General features: G+C 69.2%; 11 protein-coding genes. 8 read left to right on the forward strand and 3 right to left on the reverse strand.

All coding sequences use genetic code 11. The features are described 5' to 3' along the window. Positions 1 to 32: 32 nt before the first annotated feature. Positions 33 to 1,016, forward strand: a complete 984-nt coding sequence (gene iolG, locus ACVCL3_RS05445) for an inositol 2-dehydrogenase (protein ID WP_447100655.1) — start codon at positions 33 to 35, stop codon at positions 1,014 to 1,016. 13 nt (positions 1,017 to 1,029) lie between these two features. After that, the gene (gene iolG / locus ACVCL3_RS05450) at positions 1,030 to 2,007 is read left to right on the forward strand and encodes an inositol 2-dehydrogenase (protein WP_447100656.1); all 978 of its coding nucleotides are present in this window, start codon (positions 1,030 to 1,032) and stop codon (positions 2,005 to 2,007) included. A gap of 95 nt (positions 2,008 to 2,102) precedes the next feature. On the opposite strand, the gene ACVCL3_RS05455 is transcribed toward iolG (ACVCL3_RS05450), so the two are convergent. Continuing rightward, a complete protein-coding gene (locus ACVCL3_RS05455) occupies positions 2,103 to 3,395 on the reverse strand; it encodes a histidine-type phosphatase (RefSeq protein ID WP_447100657.1) in 1,293 nt (430 codons plus the stop codon). A 154-nt stretch (positions 3,396 to 3,549) separates the two neighbouring features. After that, positions 3,550 to 5,997 carry a TonB-dependent receptor plug domain-containing protein gene (locus ACVCL3_RS05460; RefSeq protein WP_447100658.1) on the reverse strand — a complete coding sequence of 816 codons (2,448 nt, stop codon included), beginning with the start codon at positions 5,995 to 5,997 and terminating at the stop codon, positions 3,550 to 3,552. Between the two features lie 225 nt (positions 5,998 to 6,222). Here ACVCL3_RS05460 and ACVCL3_RS05465 point away from each other — a divergent pair, with 225 nt between their 5' ends. The 3 genes from ACVCL3_RS05465 to ACVCL3_RS05475 all read left to right on the forward strand — a co-directional run bounded on the left by ACVCL3_RS05465 (position 6,223) and on the right by ACVCL3_RS05475 (position 9,506). Next, positions 6,223 to 8,298 (forward strand): phytase, encoded by a 2,076-nt coding sequence (locus ACVCL3_RS05465; RefSeq protein WP_447100659.1) that lies wholly within the window; start codon positions 6,223 to 6,225, stop codon positions 8,296 to 8,298. Between the two features lie 147 nt (positions 8,299 to 8,445). Further along, complete coding sequence (locus tag ACVCL3_RS05470) at positions 8,446 to 8,733, forward strand: biotin--protein ligase (protein ID WP_447100660.1); 288 nt, start codon at positions 8,446 to 8,448, stop codon at positions 8,731 to 8,733. Continuing rightward, a complete protein-coding gene (locus ACVCL3_RS05475; RefSeq protein ID WP_447100661.1) occupies positions 8,730 to 9,506 on the forward strand; it encodes a lipoate--protein ligase family protein in 777 nt (258 codons plus the stop codon). Before ACVCL3_RS05470 ends, ACVCL3_RS05475 begins: the two co-directional genes overlap by 4 nt. 51 nt (positions 9,507 to 9,557) lie before the next feature. Here ACVCL3_RS05475 and ACVCL3_RS05480 read toward each other — a convergent pair whose 3' ends face one another. Continuing rightward, positions 9,558 to 10,046, reverse strand: a complete 489-nt coding sequence (locus ACVCL3_RS05480) for an NUDIX hydrolase (protein ID WP_447100662.1) — start codon at positions 10,044 to 10,046, stop codon at positions 9,558 to 9,560. 169 nt (positions 10,047 to 10,215) lie between these two features. Here ACVCL3_RS05480 and ACVCL3_RS05485 point away from each other — a divergent pair, with 169 nt between their 5' ends. The 3 genes from ACVCL3_RS05485 (at position 10,216) to ACVCL3_RS05495 (ending at position 15,937) form a co-directional block, all read left to right on the forward strand. Continuing rightward, positions 10,216 to 10,983 carry a phosphodiester glycosidase family protein gene (locus ACVCL3_RS05485; protein WP_447101569.1) on the forward strand — a complete coding sequence of 256 codons (768 nt, stop codon included), beginning with the start codon at positions 10,216 to 10,218 and terminating at the stop codon, positions 10,981 to 10,983. Positions 10,984 to 11,009: 26 nt separating this feature from the next. Continuing rightward, a complete protein-coding gene (locus tag ACVCL3_RS05490) occupies positions 11,010 to 13,427 on the forward strand; it encodes a penicillin acylase family protein (RefSeq protein WP_447100663.1) in 2,418 nt (805 codons plus the stop codon). Positions 13,428 to 13,678: 251 nt separating this feature from the next. Continuing rightward, positions 13,679 to 15,937: a toll/interleukin-1 receptor domain-containing protein gene (locus tag ACVCL3_RS05495; RefSeq protein WP_447100664.1), complete on the forward strand. Its 2,259-nt coding sequence runs from the start codon at positions 13,679 to 13,681 to the stop codon at positions 15,935 to 15,937. Positions 15,938 to 15,991: the final 54 nt, after the last annotated feature.

Genomic DNA, 15,991 nt, shown 5'->3' on the forward strand with positions numbered 1-15,991 from the left:
TCTTGAACGCGAACGGCGTGGGGAGTTTACTCTTGGACAGCATCGACGTTGCCTTGATCGGCGCCGGCCGCATGGGCCATGTGCATGGCCCGAACGCGGCCCGGCAACCCGGCCTGCGCCTGAAATACGTGGTCGACCCGCGCGCCGAGGCAGCCGCCTTCGCCCGTGCCCACGGCGCCAGCATGGCCTCGCTGGAACAGGCGCTGGCCGATCCGGCGATCGGCGGCGTGCTGATCTGCAGCACCACCGACCAGCACCTGGGCCATGCGCTGGCCGCGGTCGAGGCGGGCAAGGCGGTGTTCTGCGAGAAGCCGATCGACCTGGACCTGCAGAAGGTGCGCGCCGCCCAGCCGCGCTTCGGGAAGGCGCGCTTCCTGCTCGGCTTCAACCGCCGCTTCGACCCGCAGTTCGCGCGCCTCAAGCAGCAGCTGGATGCCGGCGTGGTCGGCAAGCTGGAAACCCTGCACCTGGTCAACCACGACCCCGCTGCCCCGCCATCGGGTTTCATCCCCACCAGCGGCGGGCTGTTCAAGGACTTCACCATCCACGACCTGGACATGGCGCGCTGGCTGATGGGCGAGGATCCGGTCGAGGTGTACGCCACCGCCAGCTGCCTGGTGGACCCGGAGATCGGCCGCCAGGGCGACGTCGACACCGCGCGCTGCGTGCTGAAGACCGCCAGCGGGCGGCTGTGCGTGATCTCCAACACCCGGCGCAGCGGCTATGGCTACGACCAGCGCATCGAGGCATTCGGCGCCACCGGCATGATCCGCGCCGACAACGTGGCGCAGGACACCGTACACATGCTCACCGAGGCCGGCAGCAGCGGCGCGCCGATCATGCCGGCGTTCGCCGAGCGCTACCGCGACGCCTACCGCGCGCAGATCGCGCACTTCGCCGAGGTGGTGCACGGCCGCGCCGAACCCTTCACCAGCTACGCCGACGGCGTCGCCGCACTGACCCTGGCCGAAGCCTGCGCATGGTCCGCGCAGCACGGCGAAGTCTTCAAACTCTGAGCGAGACACGAGCATGCACAAAGTCGCACTCATCGGCGCCGGGCGCATCGGCCACATCCACGCCCGCAACGCCGCGCTGCACCCACGGCTGGAGCTGGCCGCCGTGGTCGATGCGATCGACGCCTCGGCGCAGGCGCTGGCCGGCAAATGGAACACCGCCGTGGGCACGCTGGAGGCGGTGCTGGCCGATGCGTCGATCCGCGGCGTGATCATCGCCAGCTCCACCGACACCCACCTCGACTACAGCCTGCGCGCCGCGGCCGCCGGCAAGGCGATCTTCTGCGAAAAACCCGTCGACCAGGACTACGCGCGCGCCCGCGGCGCCGCGAAGGCACTGGCCGGGGCGAACATGCTGCTCGCCTTCAACCGCCGCTTCGATCCGAACTTCCAGGCGCTGAAGGCGCGCCTGGACAGCGGCGCCATCGGCAGCATCGAGAGCCTGCAGATCACCTCGAACGATCCCGCGCCGCCGCCGCCCTCCTACGTCGCCATCTCCGGCGGCCTGTTCAAGGACATGGCCATCCACGATTTCGACATGGCGCGCTGGCTGCTGGGCGAGGAGCCGGTGGAGGTGTATGCCGCCGGCAGCTGCCTGGTCGACCCGGTGATCGGCGAACTCGGCGACGTCGACACCGCGCGCACCGTGCTGAAAACCGCCTCGGGCAAGCTCTGCGTGATCTCCAACAGCCGCCGCAGCGGTTTCGGCTACGACCAGCGCATCGAGGCGTTTGCATCCAAAGGCATGGTGCGCGCGGACAACGTGCTGGAAAGCACCACCCAGGTGTGGAGCGACGCCGGCGTGGCCAGCGACCGGCTGCAGAATTTCTTCCTCGACCGCTACGCCGAGGCCTACCGCCGCGAGATGGACCACTTCGCCGACATGCTGGATGGCCAGCCCGCCGCGGTCGGTTACACCGATGGCGTCGCGGCGCTGGCGCTGGCCGAGGCGGCCACCGAGTCGATCAGGAGCGGGGCGCCGGTGCGGCTCTGAGCGAGGCGCGGCTCTGCGCGAGGCGCGGCGGGCGGTGCCCGCCCTACGGTTTGCGGCGCACGTAGGGCGGGCATTGCCCGCCGCTCTCGTGAACGTCAACCCGCCGCGGGCTTGCGCAGCGGCTCGACCAGTTTCGAGCTCACGATCTGCTCGAAGTCCGCGATCGGGCAGCGCTCGGCGCAGCCGGGGATCGGCAGGTACTGGTACGACGGCGCGTTGGCGGCGTCGAGTTTCTGCAGCTCGCGCACCTGGTCCATGGTCTGCGCGCGGTAGAACGCGCGCACGAACTGCTTGCCGGCGGCATCGGACAACACCTCGAAGCCGATCGCGCCGCCCGGCGGCGGATCGTCGCGCGGGTAGTCGGGCACCTGCCAGTGCAGGTCGAGCATGCCGCCGAGGTCGGCGATGTTGGTGTCGTGGCCGACCAGCACGGTGAGCTTCGGGCCGTGCTCCACCGCGCCGAGCATGCGCGCGGCCAGCGGCGAAGCGGCGCGGGCGGCCACGTAGGGCGCGCGCCCCTCGTAGTGGAACTTCAGCGCGTGGAATTTCAGCAGCTCGCCGATCTGCTCGCGGGTGAGGTGGCCCCAGGCCACGTCCTTCATCGGCATGCCCTGCAGGTATTCGAGCAGGAAGGTCTGGCTGGCGGTGGAGGCGATGCCGAACGGATCGCCCACCTTCGGCCGCTCCTCGTCGCTGTTGTCGATGCCTGCCGGCATGCGCGACATGTCGCAGGCCGCCCCCGGCGTGCAGCCCATCGCCTTGTTGAGCAAGGCGAACAGCGGCGCCTGCGCCTTGACCTCGGCGGCCATGCCACCGGCAGGCACCAGCGCCTGCACCGCGGCCAGCGCCTTGCCGCGGTCGAGCATCATGGCGCCGGTCGAGAACGGGTGGAACTCGATGTCGTCGGCCTTGGCCGGGTACGCCACGTGGATGCCGCAGCCCGGCGCCATGCCCTCGAGCAGTGCGCGCGCGGTGTCCTGGGTGCGCGTCTTGGCGCTGGCAGCCACCTTCACCGCCTCCGCCGACGGGCAACCCTCGGCCGGCAGCAGGCCGCGGGCGACCCAGTTGCCGCGGTCCCATTGGCCGAGCAGGCGGATCGCGTCATAACCATGCCCTGTCAGCTCGCCGTAGCCGGCGTCCCAGCTCGGCCACGGTTGCGGATGGGTGCCTTCCGGGGTCACCTGCGGCTTGGTCGGCGGGCGCACGCCGTGGCGCATCAGCATCACCACGCGTTCCAGCTTCAGCGTGCCGGATGCGGCGGCCGGTGCATCGCTGGCGGCAACGGCCGGCTCGCCCGGCGGCGATTGCGCGCAGCCGCCCAGCCCGGCCAGGGCCAGGGTGATGCCTGCCAGCGCGGGCCAGAGGATGTTCGGACGTTTCAGCGACATGGTCTGCTCCACATGCATCGGATGTTGCCGGTGGTGGAAAAAAAAGCGGCGATCCGGGGGAGTGGATCGCCGCCAGGAACCGTGGGGACGGAACTGCCTGGCGTGGCGGCGGCCGCCTCCGGCACGCGGCCGGGGCAGGTCCGCCGCCCGCCGATCAGAACACCGCGCGCAGCGTGAGCGACCAGCGCGGCGAAGAGCACTCGCGCTCGAGCTCCATGAAGTCCACGTTGTACGCACGGTTGTTGGCCATCATCTCGGCCGCGTCGTCGCCGGCGAAATCCTGCTCCAGCTGCTGGCTGCACGAATCGAGCAGGTTGTTGCCGGTCAGGCGCAGCACGAACGCCTTGCCGAGTCGCTTCTCCAGGAAGATCTCCAGGTTGCCTCCGTACGTCGTCGTCTGCATCTCGCCGGGCGAGTTGTGCTGGTAGGCCGGGCCTTGCTTCTGGTAGCTGGCGCCGAACGCCGCCTTCCACGCCGGGATGTCCTGCGTCACGCCCACGTTGTAGACGTAGGAGGGCTGGTCGTCGATGGTGGTGTCGCGGTCGGTGATCGGATTGAGCCGCTCGGAGAACAGCCGGGTGTAGTTGCCGAAGATGCCGGTGTGTTCCATGCCCATGAAGCTCAGCGGCATCGACATGTCGAACTCGACGCCGCGCACCTTGGCGCTGCCGAGGTTCTGGTAGGTGTACAGGCCGCCGGGGAAGTCGTCCGGGTCCTGGCCGGCGTCGGTCACCGGCCGCGTGGTGCGGACCAGGCCGATCAGGTCGGAGACGTTGCGCTGGAACAGGTTCATGCCGATCACGCCGTTGCGGCCGATGGTGCGCTCGTAGCCGAGGTCGAAGCCGAGCGCGCGCTCCATCTTCAGGTTCGGGTTGCCCATCGTCACGTCGTAGTCGCCAGGCGACTCGACCGTCACCGACGGCACCAACTGGTCGACGCTGGGGCGGCGCACGGTTCGCGCCACGCTGAAGCGCAGCTGGTCGTGATCAGTCACCTTCCATTGCAGGTGCCCGGACGGGTTGAGCATGAATTCATGGCTGCTGGCGTGGCCGGTGCTTTGCCCCACCGGAGCGCCGTTCTCGGTGTCGACGGTGATGTAGTCCTGCGTCGTGCGGGTCTTCTCGCCGCGCACGCCAGTGGTCACCGTGAGCCGCGGGTTGATCTCCCAATCCACCTTGGCGAAGGTGTCGAAGCGATCCTCCTTGTAGTCGAAGCGGCCATCGGTGCCCTTCTGCTTGGACTTGCTCAACCCCGAGATCTGCGTGCTGGTGAAGGTGCGGTCCTTGTTCTTCAGCTGCACGCCCACCTTCAGCGTGGCGGCATCCATGCCCATGGAACGGGCCAGGTCCGGCATGCGCCGGGTGATCGAGGTATCGCCTTGCCAGTTCTTGTCGTCGGCCGCGGTGCCCTTGATCTTGTCCTTCTTGTCCGGCGTGTCCTTGAAGTAGTGCTTGACCTCGCTGCCCTTGGTGGTGTTGCGGGCCAAGTAGGCCTCGAAATCGGTGTTCTCGTTGAACGAGGTGTCGAACAGGGCTGACAGGCCGTAGCTGTCCTCGTCGATCGGCGTGGTCTCGTACTTGAACTCCGGATTGGCCAGGTCCAGTCCGCCGACGCTGCCGTCTCCCTCGTAGGTACGGGTGTCCTCGTGTTCGGTGCGGCGGGTCTTCAGCGCGAACGCATCCAGTCGCAGGGTGGAGTTGTCGGACATGCGGAAGGTCACGTCGCCATTGAAGGAAAGATCCTTCGAGTCGCGCTGATCGCCCTGCTCCTCGCGCGAGGCGGCGCGGGACCTGGATATGTCGTCCCAGCTCTGCAGGCTGTGCCCGTTGCCGTGGGCGGCGACCTCGTCGGCAAAGCCGGCCGTGCTGCTGTCGACCACTTCCTGGATCGCGTGCTTTTCGTTGAAGCGCTTCTGCGCATCGACGGTGAGCGAATAGAACACCGTGTCCGCATCATTGCGGCCGGACCAGGATACCGACGCATTCGGACGGATCCGTCCGGTCTTCTTGTCCCACGTTTCTCCGATGCGCGCGATCACGCCCGGCGGCAGGGTCGCGCCGTCTTTCAGGATGATGTTGATGGTGCCGCCCACGCCCTGGCTGTCGAAATCGGCGGATGGCGAACGCACGATCTCGATGCGGTCGATGATCTCGGCCGGGATGCGATCCACCGCCACCGAGCGGTCGTTGCCGATGCCCGGCACACTGCGGCCATTGACCAGGATCTGGGTGTAGCCGTTGCCCAGGCCGCGCATCTCCGGCGCCACCGACTCGCCGATGTCGCCGACGAAGGCGATGCCCGGCACGCGGCGCAGCTGGTCGCCCACCGAGACCGGCTCGAACTTGGCGAAGAACTGCTGATCGTAGACCAGCACCGGCGCAGGCACGTCGATGTGGTTGCGGTAACCGATGTTGCCGGTCACCACCACCGACTGCAGATCCACCGCCTTTTCCTTCTGGGCGCCCGTCGTCGTGGCGGCCTGGCCATCGTTGCCCTGCGACTCGCCTTGAGCCTGGGCGCCCGCCGGTACGGCGGCATCGTTGGCCAGGCCAAGGCTGGGCGTGGCGATCACGCAACCGGCCAGCAGTAGTGCCGCGTGCAACGCATTTCGTCGAAAAGTGTGCATGGATCATCTACCCCCGAGGTATGTGCCACCCCCGACTTACGCCCCCGCGGCGAAGTGATGGCAGCCCGAGAATACGAACAAACATTCCAAAATGCAACACGTTTAGAATGTTTCGTGCAAAACGCTTTCCGCTGTCGTATGGTGGCCCACGCGCAACGAAGCCCTGGCCGCATACGCCGCCCCGCACTGAGGAGACGAGGAATGAAAGCACGGCTTGGTTACACACTCGCGACATCGCTGGCGCTGCTCGCCGGCCTGGCAGGCTGCAGCCCGGCCGCGCACGAGGCCGGCGCCACGCCCGCACCCACGCTGGTGCGCGCGCACGCGCAGAGCGAGGCGACGCAAAGCGGCAAGACGGATTTCGCGCTGCTGGTGGAAGGCGCCACGCCCGACGCGCCGGCCCGCCTGCTGGCCACCGCCGCACTCGGCGGGCTGGAGGTGTACGGCCTGGACGGCAAGCGCCAGGCCACGGTGGCGGCCGGTGAAGCCGCCGGCGTCGACGTGAGTTACGGGTTCGCGCTGGGAGACCGCTCGACCACGGTGGTCGCCGCGCTGGACGCCACCGAAAACAGCCTGCGCCTGTTCACCATGGACGGCGACAAGCCGGTCGAAGCCGGCGCCCGCGCCATCCCGCTCGGCTTCGCCGTGGAAGGCCTGTGCCTGTTCCATTACGAGCTGGACGACGCGCTCTACGCCGTGGTGGTCGGCGACGGCGGCGAAGTCGACCAGCAGATGATCTACGCCAACGCCGACGGCAAGCTCGACGCGCGCCAGGTGCGCCGGGTCAACCTGCCCTCCAAGCTCAAGCAGTGCACGGCCGATCGGCACGGCAACCTCTACGTGGCCGAGCAGGCGGTGGGCGTGTGGCATCTCGACGGCGACCCGGAAGCCGACCTGTCGGCGCGCCTGGTCGATGCGCCGCGGCTGGGCCACCTCGGCAAGAAGGTCGAGGGCGTGGCCTTGTACGACGGCGGCAAGGGCAGCCAGTGGCTGCTCGCCGCAGACAGCGCCGAGGGACGCATCAACGTCTACGACCGCGCCGACCACGACACGTATCTCGGCAGCTTCCAGGTCGGCACCGCCGCCAGCGGCACGGCCGTCGCCGAACCCGGCCCGCTGTTCGCCACCAGCGCCGCGCTGGAGGGCTACGCGCACGGCGTGCTGCTGGTCAGCGACGAGGATGGCGGCGCCAACCACCAGATCGTGTCGATGGCCGACGTGGCCAAGGCGCTGAACCTGCCGGCGGGTACGCCGCAGGACCCGCGCGCCGTGGCCCGGCCGCCGCTGCCCACCGTCACCGCGCTGGTGGAAACCGTGCCGGTGGCCAGCTACGGCGATGCCGCGGACGATCCGGCGATCTGGGCGCATCCGACCGACCCGGCGAAAAGCCTCATCGTCGCCACCGACAAGAAGGCCGGCATGGCCGTGTACGACATGCAGGGCAAGCTGCTGCAGTTCCGCGCCGACGGCAAGATGAACAACACCGACCTGCGCAACGGCTTCGCGCTGGGCGGCAAGCAGGTCACCCTGGTCACCGCCAGCGATCGCACGCACAAGTCCGTGGCGATCTACCGGCTCGATCCGGACCGGCGCGAGCTGGTCGACGTCGCCGACGGCGTCCAGGACACCGGCATGGCCGACCCGTACGGCCTGTGCATGTACCGCAGCGCGAAGACCGCCAAGACCTACGTCTTCGTCAACACCGGCGACGGCCTGATGCGCCAGTGGGAGCTGCTCGACGCCGGCAACGGCCGCGTGCGCATCGCGCAGGTGCGCGAGTTCCACCTCGCCAGCCAGGCCGAGGGCTGCGTGGCCGACGACGAATCCGGCGTGCTCTACGTGGGCGAGGAGGACGTGGCGCTGTGGCGGATGAGCGCCGAGCCCGACGGCGGCGACGCGATGACCGCGGTCGACCGCGTGGCCGACAACAAGGCGATCAAGGACGACCTCGAAGGCGTGGGCATCTACGACCTGGGCGGCGGCCGCGGCTACATCGTGGTGTCCAGCCAGGGCAACAACAGCTACGCGGTGTACCGCCGCGACGGCGACCGTGCCTACCTGGGCTCGTTCGCCGTGGTGGCGGACGGCGCGCGCGGCATCGACGGCATTTCCGAAACCGACGGGCTGGAGGTCACCAGCCGCAACCTGGGCCCGGGCTTCAAGCACGGCGCGATGATCGCCCAGGACGGCCGCAACGTGCTGCCGGTCGAGAACCAGAACTACAAGTACGTGCCGTGGGAATCCATCGCCAAGGCGCTCAAGCTGGAGATGCGCTGAGGTTCCTGCCGCGGCACGCGGCACCGGCCCACGGCACGTTCGTCCGGCGGACTGCAGGGGAACCCGTGCGGGATTTCCCCTGCCCGCCGGAACGCGGCAAAATTGCCCCGTTGCGCGCCACGACAGTGGGCGGCACGAGGACGATGGATGCACGGCGAATACAAGATGCCCGGCGGCAAGCTGGTGGTGGTCGACCTGCAGGTGCGCGACGACCGGCTCGCCGACGTGCAGGTGAGCGGGGATTTCTTCCTGGAACCGGACAGCGCGCTGGTAGCGATCAACCGCGCGCTGGAGGGCCAGCCGTGGAACGCCGGCGAGACCGAGCTCGCCGCAGCCATCGAGCACGGCCTTGCCCATGACGTGATGATGTACGGCCTTTCGGCGCAGGCGATCGCGATCGCGGTGCGCCGCGCCCTGGATGGAGACACCGCATGATGCGCAGCGAATGGCGTGACCACGACTGGCAACTGATCCACACGCTGCCGCAATCCCCCAGCCTGCACATGGCGCTGGACGACGTGCTGGTGCACGAGGTCGGTGCCGGCCACCGCCCGCCCACGCTGCGCATCTGGGAATGGGCCTCCTCGGCCGTGGTCATCGGCCGCTTCCAGTCGCTGCGCAACGAGGTCGACATGGAGGCCGCGCAGCGCCACGGCATCGAGGTGGTGCGGCGGATTTCCGGCGGCGGCGCGATGTTCATCGAGCCGGGCAACACCATCACCTATTCGATCTGCGCGCCGCTGTCGCTGATCAAGGGGCTGTCGTTCCAGCAGGCGTATGCGTACATGGACGAATGGGTGATCGAGGCGCTGGGCACGCTGGGCATCAAGGCCTGGTACCAGCCGCTCAACGACATCACCTCCGCCGGCGGCAAGATCGCCGGCGCGGCGCAGGCGCACCGCGGCGGCGCGGTGCTGCACCACGTCACCATGGCCTACGACATCGACGCGGCGAAGATGCTCGACGTGCTGCGCATCGGCCGCGAGAAGCTCTCCGACAAGGGCACCACCAGCGCAGCCAAGCGTGTCGATCCGCTGCGCAGCCAGACCGGCCTGCCGCGCGAGGCTGTAATCGCGCGCATGATCGATACCTTCCGCCAGCGCCACGGCCTCACCGACGACGTCCTGCGCCCCGACGAACTGGCCCGCGCCGAGACGCTGGCGCGCGAGCGGTTCTCCAGCCAGGCGTGGCTGGCCGACGTGGCGTAGACGTCGCGCCACCGGCGAGAGTCGGCGGGCAGTGCCCGCCCTACGCGCGCTTCAGAACCGGCTGAACGACCAGGATTGCATGCGGCCGTCCTTGTACGGCATCACGCCGTGGAACGGCCGCGGGTCGTCGTCGAACACCAGCGGCAGGAAGTGGCGGTCGCCTTCCCACATGGGGAGCTCCAGCAACCGCTCGCGCGCCACCCATTCCAGCGCGCCCTCGTGGTTGGATTCCAGCGGCGTGCCGCGCCAGGCGTCTATCAGGAAGATGAAGCCCAGCCAATCCTCGCCGTGCTTGCCGAAACCCGGCCAGTTCAGCGTGCCGCGCAGGCGCATCGACTCGCACTCGATGGCGGCCTCCTCGCGGATCTCGCGCCGCATGCAGATGGCGATGTCCTCCCCCGGCTCCATCTTGCCGCCCAGCCCGTTGTACTTGCCCAGGTGCTGGTCGTCCGGCCGCGTGTTGCGGTGGATCATCAGCACCTGCCTGCGATCCGGCGACAACACGTAACCCAGGGTGGCGACGATCGGCGTGTAGGGCATCGCGCTCTCGCGGCAAAAACCCGAGTTTAACGGCGAATGGCGACGTGCCGGACCCACGGCGGGAGAACGTTGCGCGCGCGGGGTTGCACGATCGCCGCTGCGCCGCGACCATCAGGGGATGACTTTCCGCATCCCATGCCACTCGACCGCCCGAAGCCGCCGCCGCTGGATGCCGGCCGCGGTGTTGCTCGGCCTGCTGCTCACCCTGCCCGGCTGCACGTCGAAGGCGCGGGCGCTGGACAGCGACGAGGTGGCGTTTGCCGGGCAGCAGTACCGGGTCGTGCACATCAACCTCAAGCGCGAACAGTTGGGCCTGCACTGGCGCAATCCGCAGGATGGCCAGCCGTTCGGCAGCGTCGAGAGCCTGCGCCAGTGGGGCGAGGCACATGGCCAACGGTTGCTGTTCGCGGCCAACGCCGGCATCTACGACCACAAGTTTGCGCCGCTGGGCCTGTACGTGGAGGACGGCAAGACGCTGGTGCCACTGAACCTGGTCCACGGCAATCCCGCATCGGGCAATTTCTCGCTGCTGCCCAATGGCGTGTTCGCGATCTACCCGGACGGCCATGCCGCGGTACGCACCAGCGAGGCGTTCAAGGCCGACGACAAGGCAGTGCAGGCGGCGACCCAGTCCGGCCCGATGCTGCTGATCGACGGCAAGCTCAACGAGCAGTTCATCGACGACTCGGCCAGCCTCAAGTGGCGCAGCGGCGTGTGCGCGCCGTCGCCGCATGAAGTGGTGTTCGCGGTGAGCGAGGCGCCGGTGAACTTCCACACGTTTGGACGGCTGTTCCGCGACAAGCTGCATTGCCGCGATGCGTTGTACCTGGACGGCAGCATCTCGCAGATCTACGTGGGCGGCGCGGGCTACGCCGGCGCGCCGGCCTTCATGGTCAAGCCGTACGCCGGCATCTTTGCCGTGTTCGCCAAGCCTTGATCCGTGACCACCCACCCCATGACGACATGCCCGTGACCTCACGCTCCTGGCGCATCGCACGCGCCGTCCTGGCGAGCCTGCTGGCCTTGCTGCTGGTTGCCTTCGCCGCGGCGTGGTGGCTGCTCGCCGGCGGTCGCGCGCGGCTCGACGGCACGCGCGCGGTGGCGGCGCTGCAGGCGCCGGTGACGATCAGCCGCGACGCGCTGGGCACGGTCACCATCGAAGGCGGCAACCGCGCCGATGTCACCTGGGCGATGGGTTACGTGCACGCACAGGAGCGCTTTTTCCAGATGGACCTGATGCGCCGCGCGAGCGCGGGCGAGCTGGCCGCGCTGGTGGGGCCGGCGGCGCTGCCGGTGGATCTCGACCATCGCCGCCATCGCCTGCGCGCGGTGGTCGACGCGGCATGGGCCGCGATGCCGCCGGCGCAGAAGGACGTACTGCGCCGCTACGCCGCCGGCGTCAACGCGGGGCTGGCCGACCTGCGCGTGCGGCCGTGGGAATACCTGCTGCTGGGCAGCCAGCCGCAGCCGTGGCAGCCGCAGGACAGCGCCCTGGTCATCGCGGCGATGTACCTGGACCTCAACAGCGGCGGGCGCAACGAGCGCGAGTTGCGCCTTGCCCAGATGCGCGACGTGCTGCCGGCATCGCTGGTGGATTTCCTGCTCGCGCCCGACCCCGACTGGGAGGCGCCGCTGCGCGGGCGCTTGTCGCGTTCGCCAGTGGTGCCCGGCGCGGACGTGCTGGACCTGCGCCAGTTGCCGGCCAATGCGGCCACCGCGGGCCTGGCCGCCGCGGTGGCACCCGCGCTGGATGCGCCACGCCCCGGCAGCAACAACTTCGCCGTGGCCGGATGGCTCACCGGCAACGGCGCGGCGATGCTGGCCAACGACATGCACCTGGCCTTGCGCGTACCCAACATCTGGTTCCGCGCCCGCTTGCGCTATCCCGACGCCGGCGCACCGCACGGCCGGCGCGACGTCAACGGCGTCAGCCTGCCCGGCACGCCGGCGATCATCGCCGGCTCCAACGGCCAGGTCGCCTGGGGCTTCACCAACAGCTACGGCGACTGGGCCGACTGGGTGCGCGTGCGGCGTGATCCGGCCGATTCCACGCGCTACAAGGTGCCTGACGGCTGGGCCGCGCTGGAAACCCACGACGAGCACATCCAGGTCAAGGGCCAGCCCGACACCATCCTGAAAGTGGAGGACACCCGCTGGGGCCCGATCATGGCCACCGACACCGACGGCACGCCGCTGGCGCTGGCCTGGATCGCGCAACAGCCACGCAGCTACAACCTCGGCCTGCTGCGGATGGAGCAAGTGGCGAACGTGGCCGACGCGCTGCAGCTCGCACCCACCCTGGGCATGCCGCCGCAGAACCTGCTGGTGGCCGACAGCAGCGGCAGCATCGGCTGGACCATCGCCGGCAACAGCATCCCGCTGCGCGTGGGCATCGACCCGCTGCTGCCGTCGGACTGGTCCGCGTCCGGCATCGGCTGGCAGGGCTGGGCCGCGCCCGCGCAGTACCCGCGCATCGAGAATCCCGCCGACGGCAGACTGTGGACCGCCAACAACCGCACCGTCGACGGCGCCGCGCTGAGCCTGCTCGGCAACGGCGGGCACGATCTCGGCGCGCGCGCGCAGCAGATCCGCGACGACCTGCACGCGCGCGCCAGCTTCACCCCCGGCGACCTGCTCGACATCCAGCTCGACGACCACGCGCTGTTCCTCACCCGCTGGCAGGCGCTGCTGCAACACACACTGGCCGACAGCCACGACCCGCTGCTGCAGCAAATGAGCCGGCTCACCCGCCACTGGCGCGGCCGCGCCGCCGTCGACAGCGTCGACTACCGGCTGGTGCGCGCTTTCCGCACGCAGGTCAGCCAGGCGGTGCTGGCGCCGTTCGTCGCGCGGGTGAAACAACGCCATGCGGATTTCCGCTGGCCCGGCGAACACAGCCCGGAAGCGGCGGTTTGGATGCTGATCCACGCGCGACCCGACTGGCTGCTCGATCCGAAGTATCCCGACTGGCCTGCCCTGCTCGCCGACTCCGCGCTCCAGGTGGCGCGGCAGCTCGACCGGCAACCCGGCGGCCTCGCCGCACGCCACTGGGGCGAGATCAATCGCAGCGACATCAGGCATCCGCTGGCCGCCGCCCTGCCCGCATGGCTGGCGCGCTTCATCGACATGCCCGACCAGCCGCTGCCCGGCGACCACAACATGCCGCGCGTGGCGGTACCGGGCTTCGGCGCCTCCGAACGGCTCGACGTCTCCCCCGGCCACGAAGACCGCGGCATCCTGGAAATGCCCGGCGGCCAGAGCGACAACCCGCTCTCGCCGTTCTTCGGCGCAGGGCACCAGGACTGGGTTCAGGGGCGTCCCACTCCGCTGCTGCCGGGCCAGGCCACGCACACGCTGACGCTGCAACCGGAAGCCGGCTGACCACGACCTCGCATGCCCGGGCGCCCGGGCCTCGCAGGTCCGGCGCGTCGCCCCCGCGGGGCGGCATGGCTCCCGCCACCCCGCCACCCGGCGCGGCGTGCCGAAAAGTGTGACGCAGTTCTCATGATTGGTGCTATGTTGCGCCGACGCACAGACCACCGACACGGTAGTGATTGAGCTGCTGCCGGCCGTCTCGACGCGGGGACAACCCGCAAGGGACTGCATGACCAGGCACGGGAGTGCCGGATGTCATGACGCAGGGCACGGGATCACCAGGGTTCCGGTATTACGCCTTCATCAGCTACAGCCACCAGGACAAGACCTGGGCCGACTGGCTCCACAAGGCGCTGGAAACCTATGCGGTGCCGAAACGCCTGGTCGGGCAGATCACCACGACCGGCCCCATCCCCAGACGCCTCACGCCGATCTTCCGCGACCGCGACGAACTGGCGAGCGCGCACGACCTCGGCCGCAAGATCATCGAGGCGCTGGAGCAATCCGCCAACCTGATCGTGATCTGCTCGCCGCATTCGGCGGCGTCGCACTGGGTGAGCGAGGAAGTGCTGGCGTACAAGCGCCTCGGTCGTGACGAGCGGATCCTTTGCCTGATCGTGGACGGCGAACCGAACGCCAGCGACCTGCCCGGCCGCGAGGCGGAGGAATGTTTCGCCCCCGCGCTGCGCTTCGAGCTCGACGCCACCGGCCTGCTCGCCACGCAACGCGCCGAGCCCATCGCCGCCGACGCCCGCCCGGACAAGGACGGCAAGGCGAACGCCAAGCTGAAACTGATCGCCGGGATGCTCGGCGTGGGCTTCGACATGCTCAAGCAGCGCGAGCTGCGGCGGCGCGCGCGGCGGATGACGATGGTGGCGGCACTGGCAGTGACCGTGATGACGGTGACCACCACGCTGGCGGTCCTCGCCATCGTTTCGCGCCACGCCGCGGTGGAGGCCAGCCAGGCCGCCCAGCGCCGGCAGAAGCAGGCCGAGGCGCTGGTCGGGTTCATGCTCGGCGATCTGAACGACAAGCTGGCGCAAGCAGCCCGGCTGGACATCATGCAGAGCGTCGACGACAAAGCGATGGCCTACTTCCAGTCGCTGCCGGCCACGGATGTCACCGACGAGACCCTGGAGCAGCGCGCCAAGGCACTGGAGAAGATCGGCAGCGTGCGCCTGGATCAAGGCAACCTGTCCGGCGCGATGGAGTCGTATCGGGCAGCCCTGCAGCTGTCCGGGCGCCTCGCCGAGGAAGCACCCGGCGACGCGGCGCGGCAGGTCGCCCATGCCCGGTCGTGGTCCTTCGTCGGCATGACCGACTGGTATCAGGGCAAGCTGGACGCCGCCTGGCGGGATTTCGAATCCGCGCAGAACGTGCTGCAGCAGGCACAGGCGCGTGCCGGCAATGACCTGTCGCTGAAGTTCGAACTGCTGAACGTCAACAGCAATATCGGTCACGTGCTGGAAGCACGCGGGCAGCCGGCCGCCGCCGCCAGCGCCTACCGGAACGCGTTGGCACTGGGTCGCGGGTTGGTCGCGGCCAATCCCGTCAACAGTGATTGGTCGGCTGCATTGGGGATTGCACACAACAATCTCGGCAAGCTGGCCTTGCAGCGTGGCGATCTGGCAGAGGCGATCGCCGAGTACCACGCCGACGACGCGATCGAAACCCGGCTTGCCGCCGCCGACCCCAAGAACAATGACCAGCGCGAAAACATGCTGCGGGTGCGCGCGATCCTAGGCCGCACGCTGGCCCTGACCGGCGACGTCGACGCGGGCATCCGCGACCTCCAGCAGGCGGTCGACATCGCCGCCCAGCTGATCGCGATCGCGCCGACGCAAACCGGCTTTCAGGCAAAATCGGCGCTCTATCTCGTGCAATTGAGCCGCCTGAAACGCCTGCACGGGGACCTGCCGGCGGCACGGACGCTGGCCGCACAAGCGCTGGCCATCCTGTCCAGGCTCACTCGACAGGATCCAGCAAACGTTACATGGCAGCAGATTGACGCCGCGGCACGCAGCGAGCAGGCCGCGCAATCATTTGCCGGCGGACAGTCCGCGGCGGCGCAGGCGCAGGTGCAGGTCGCCATGAACATCCTGCAACCGTTACTCGCCAAGGAACCGGATGACCGCGGCCTGGTGCTGGATACGCTGTCCGCGAAGCTGCTGCTCGCCGACACCGCCAGCGACGCAGCAGCGACACGACGGCTGCGCGAGGAGGCATGGGAGGCGAGCCAATCGGTGAAGGACGGCAAGGACGATCCGCGCCTGCTCGCGCTGCAGGTCGAGGCGTTGCTTGGCCTGCAGAAAAATGCCGAAGCAAGGCTGCTGATCGAGCGCCTCTGGAATGCCGGTTACCGCGACCCGGCGCTGCTGGCGATCCTGCGGCGTGCCCGCGTGGATTACCCGGAAAACCCCGCCTTCGCGACGCGCATCGCGCAGATCATGCAGGTCGACGCCAGCACTCCGGCGCCCGTCACGGCAGCGGTGCGCACGCCGCACCCGAAGCCCTGAATCAAGGCGCTGCGGCCCGCCTTCCACGCCGCCCATCGATCCCTGCAGGAGTAC

The organism is Rhodanobacter sp. UC4437_H4 (assembly GCF_052978425.1).

What these genes read in the sequence shown, in the direction of transcription:
- iolG (WP_447100656.1), top strand. Translation starts at nt 1,030, where the DNA reads ATGCACAAAGTCGCACTCATCGGCGCCGGGCGCATCGGCCACATCCAC.
- ACVCL3_RS05455 (WP_447100657.1), bottom strand. Translation starts at nt 3,395, where the DNA reads ATGTCGCTGAAACGTCCGAACATCCTCTGGCCCGCGCTGGCAGGCATC.
- ACVCL3_RS05465 (WP_447100659.1), top strand. Translation starts at nt 6,223, where the DNA reads ATGAAAGCACGGCTTGGTTACACACTCGCGACATCGCTGGCGCTGCTC.
- ACVCL3_RS05470 (WP_447100660.1), top strand. Translation starts at nt 8,446, where the DNA reads ATGCACGGCGAATACAAGATGCCCGGCGGCAAGCTGGTGGTGGTCGAC.
- ACVCL3_RS05475 (WP_447100661.1), top strand. Translation starts at nt 8,730, where the DNA reads ATGATGCGCAGCGAATGGCGTGACCACGACTGGCAACTGATCCACACG.
- ACVCL3_RS05480 (WP_447100662.1), bottom strand. Translation starts at nt 10,046, where the DNA reads ATGCCCTACACGCCGATCGTCGCCACCCTGGGTTACGTGTTGTCGCCG.
- ACVCL3_RS05485 (WP_447101569.1), top strand. Translation starts at nt 10,216, where the DNA reads ATGCCGGCCGCGGTGTTGCTCGGCCTGCTGCTCACCCTGCCCGGCTGC.
- ACVCL3_RS05490 (WP_447100663.1), top strand. Translation starts at nt 11,010, where the DNA reads ATGCCCGTGACCTCACGCTCCTGGCGCATCGCACGCGCCGTCCTGGCG.
- ACVCL3_RS05495 (WP_447100664.1), top strand. Translation starts at nt 13,679, where the DNA reads ATGACGCAGGGCACGGGATCACCAGGGTTCCGGTATTACGCCTTCATC.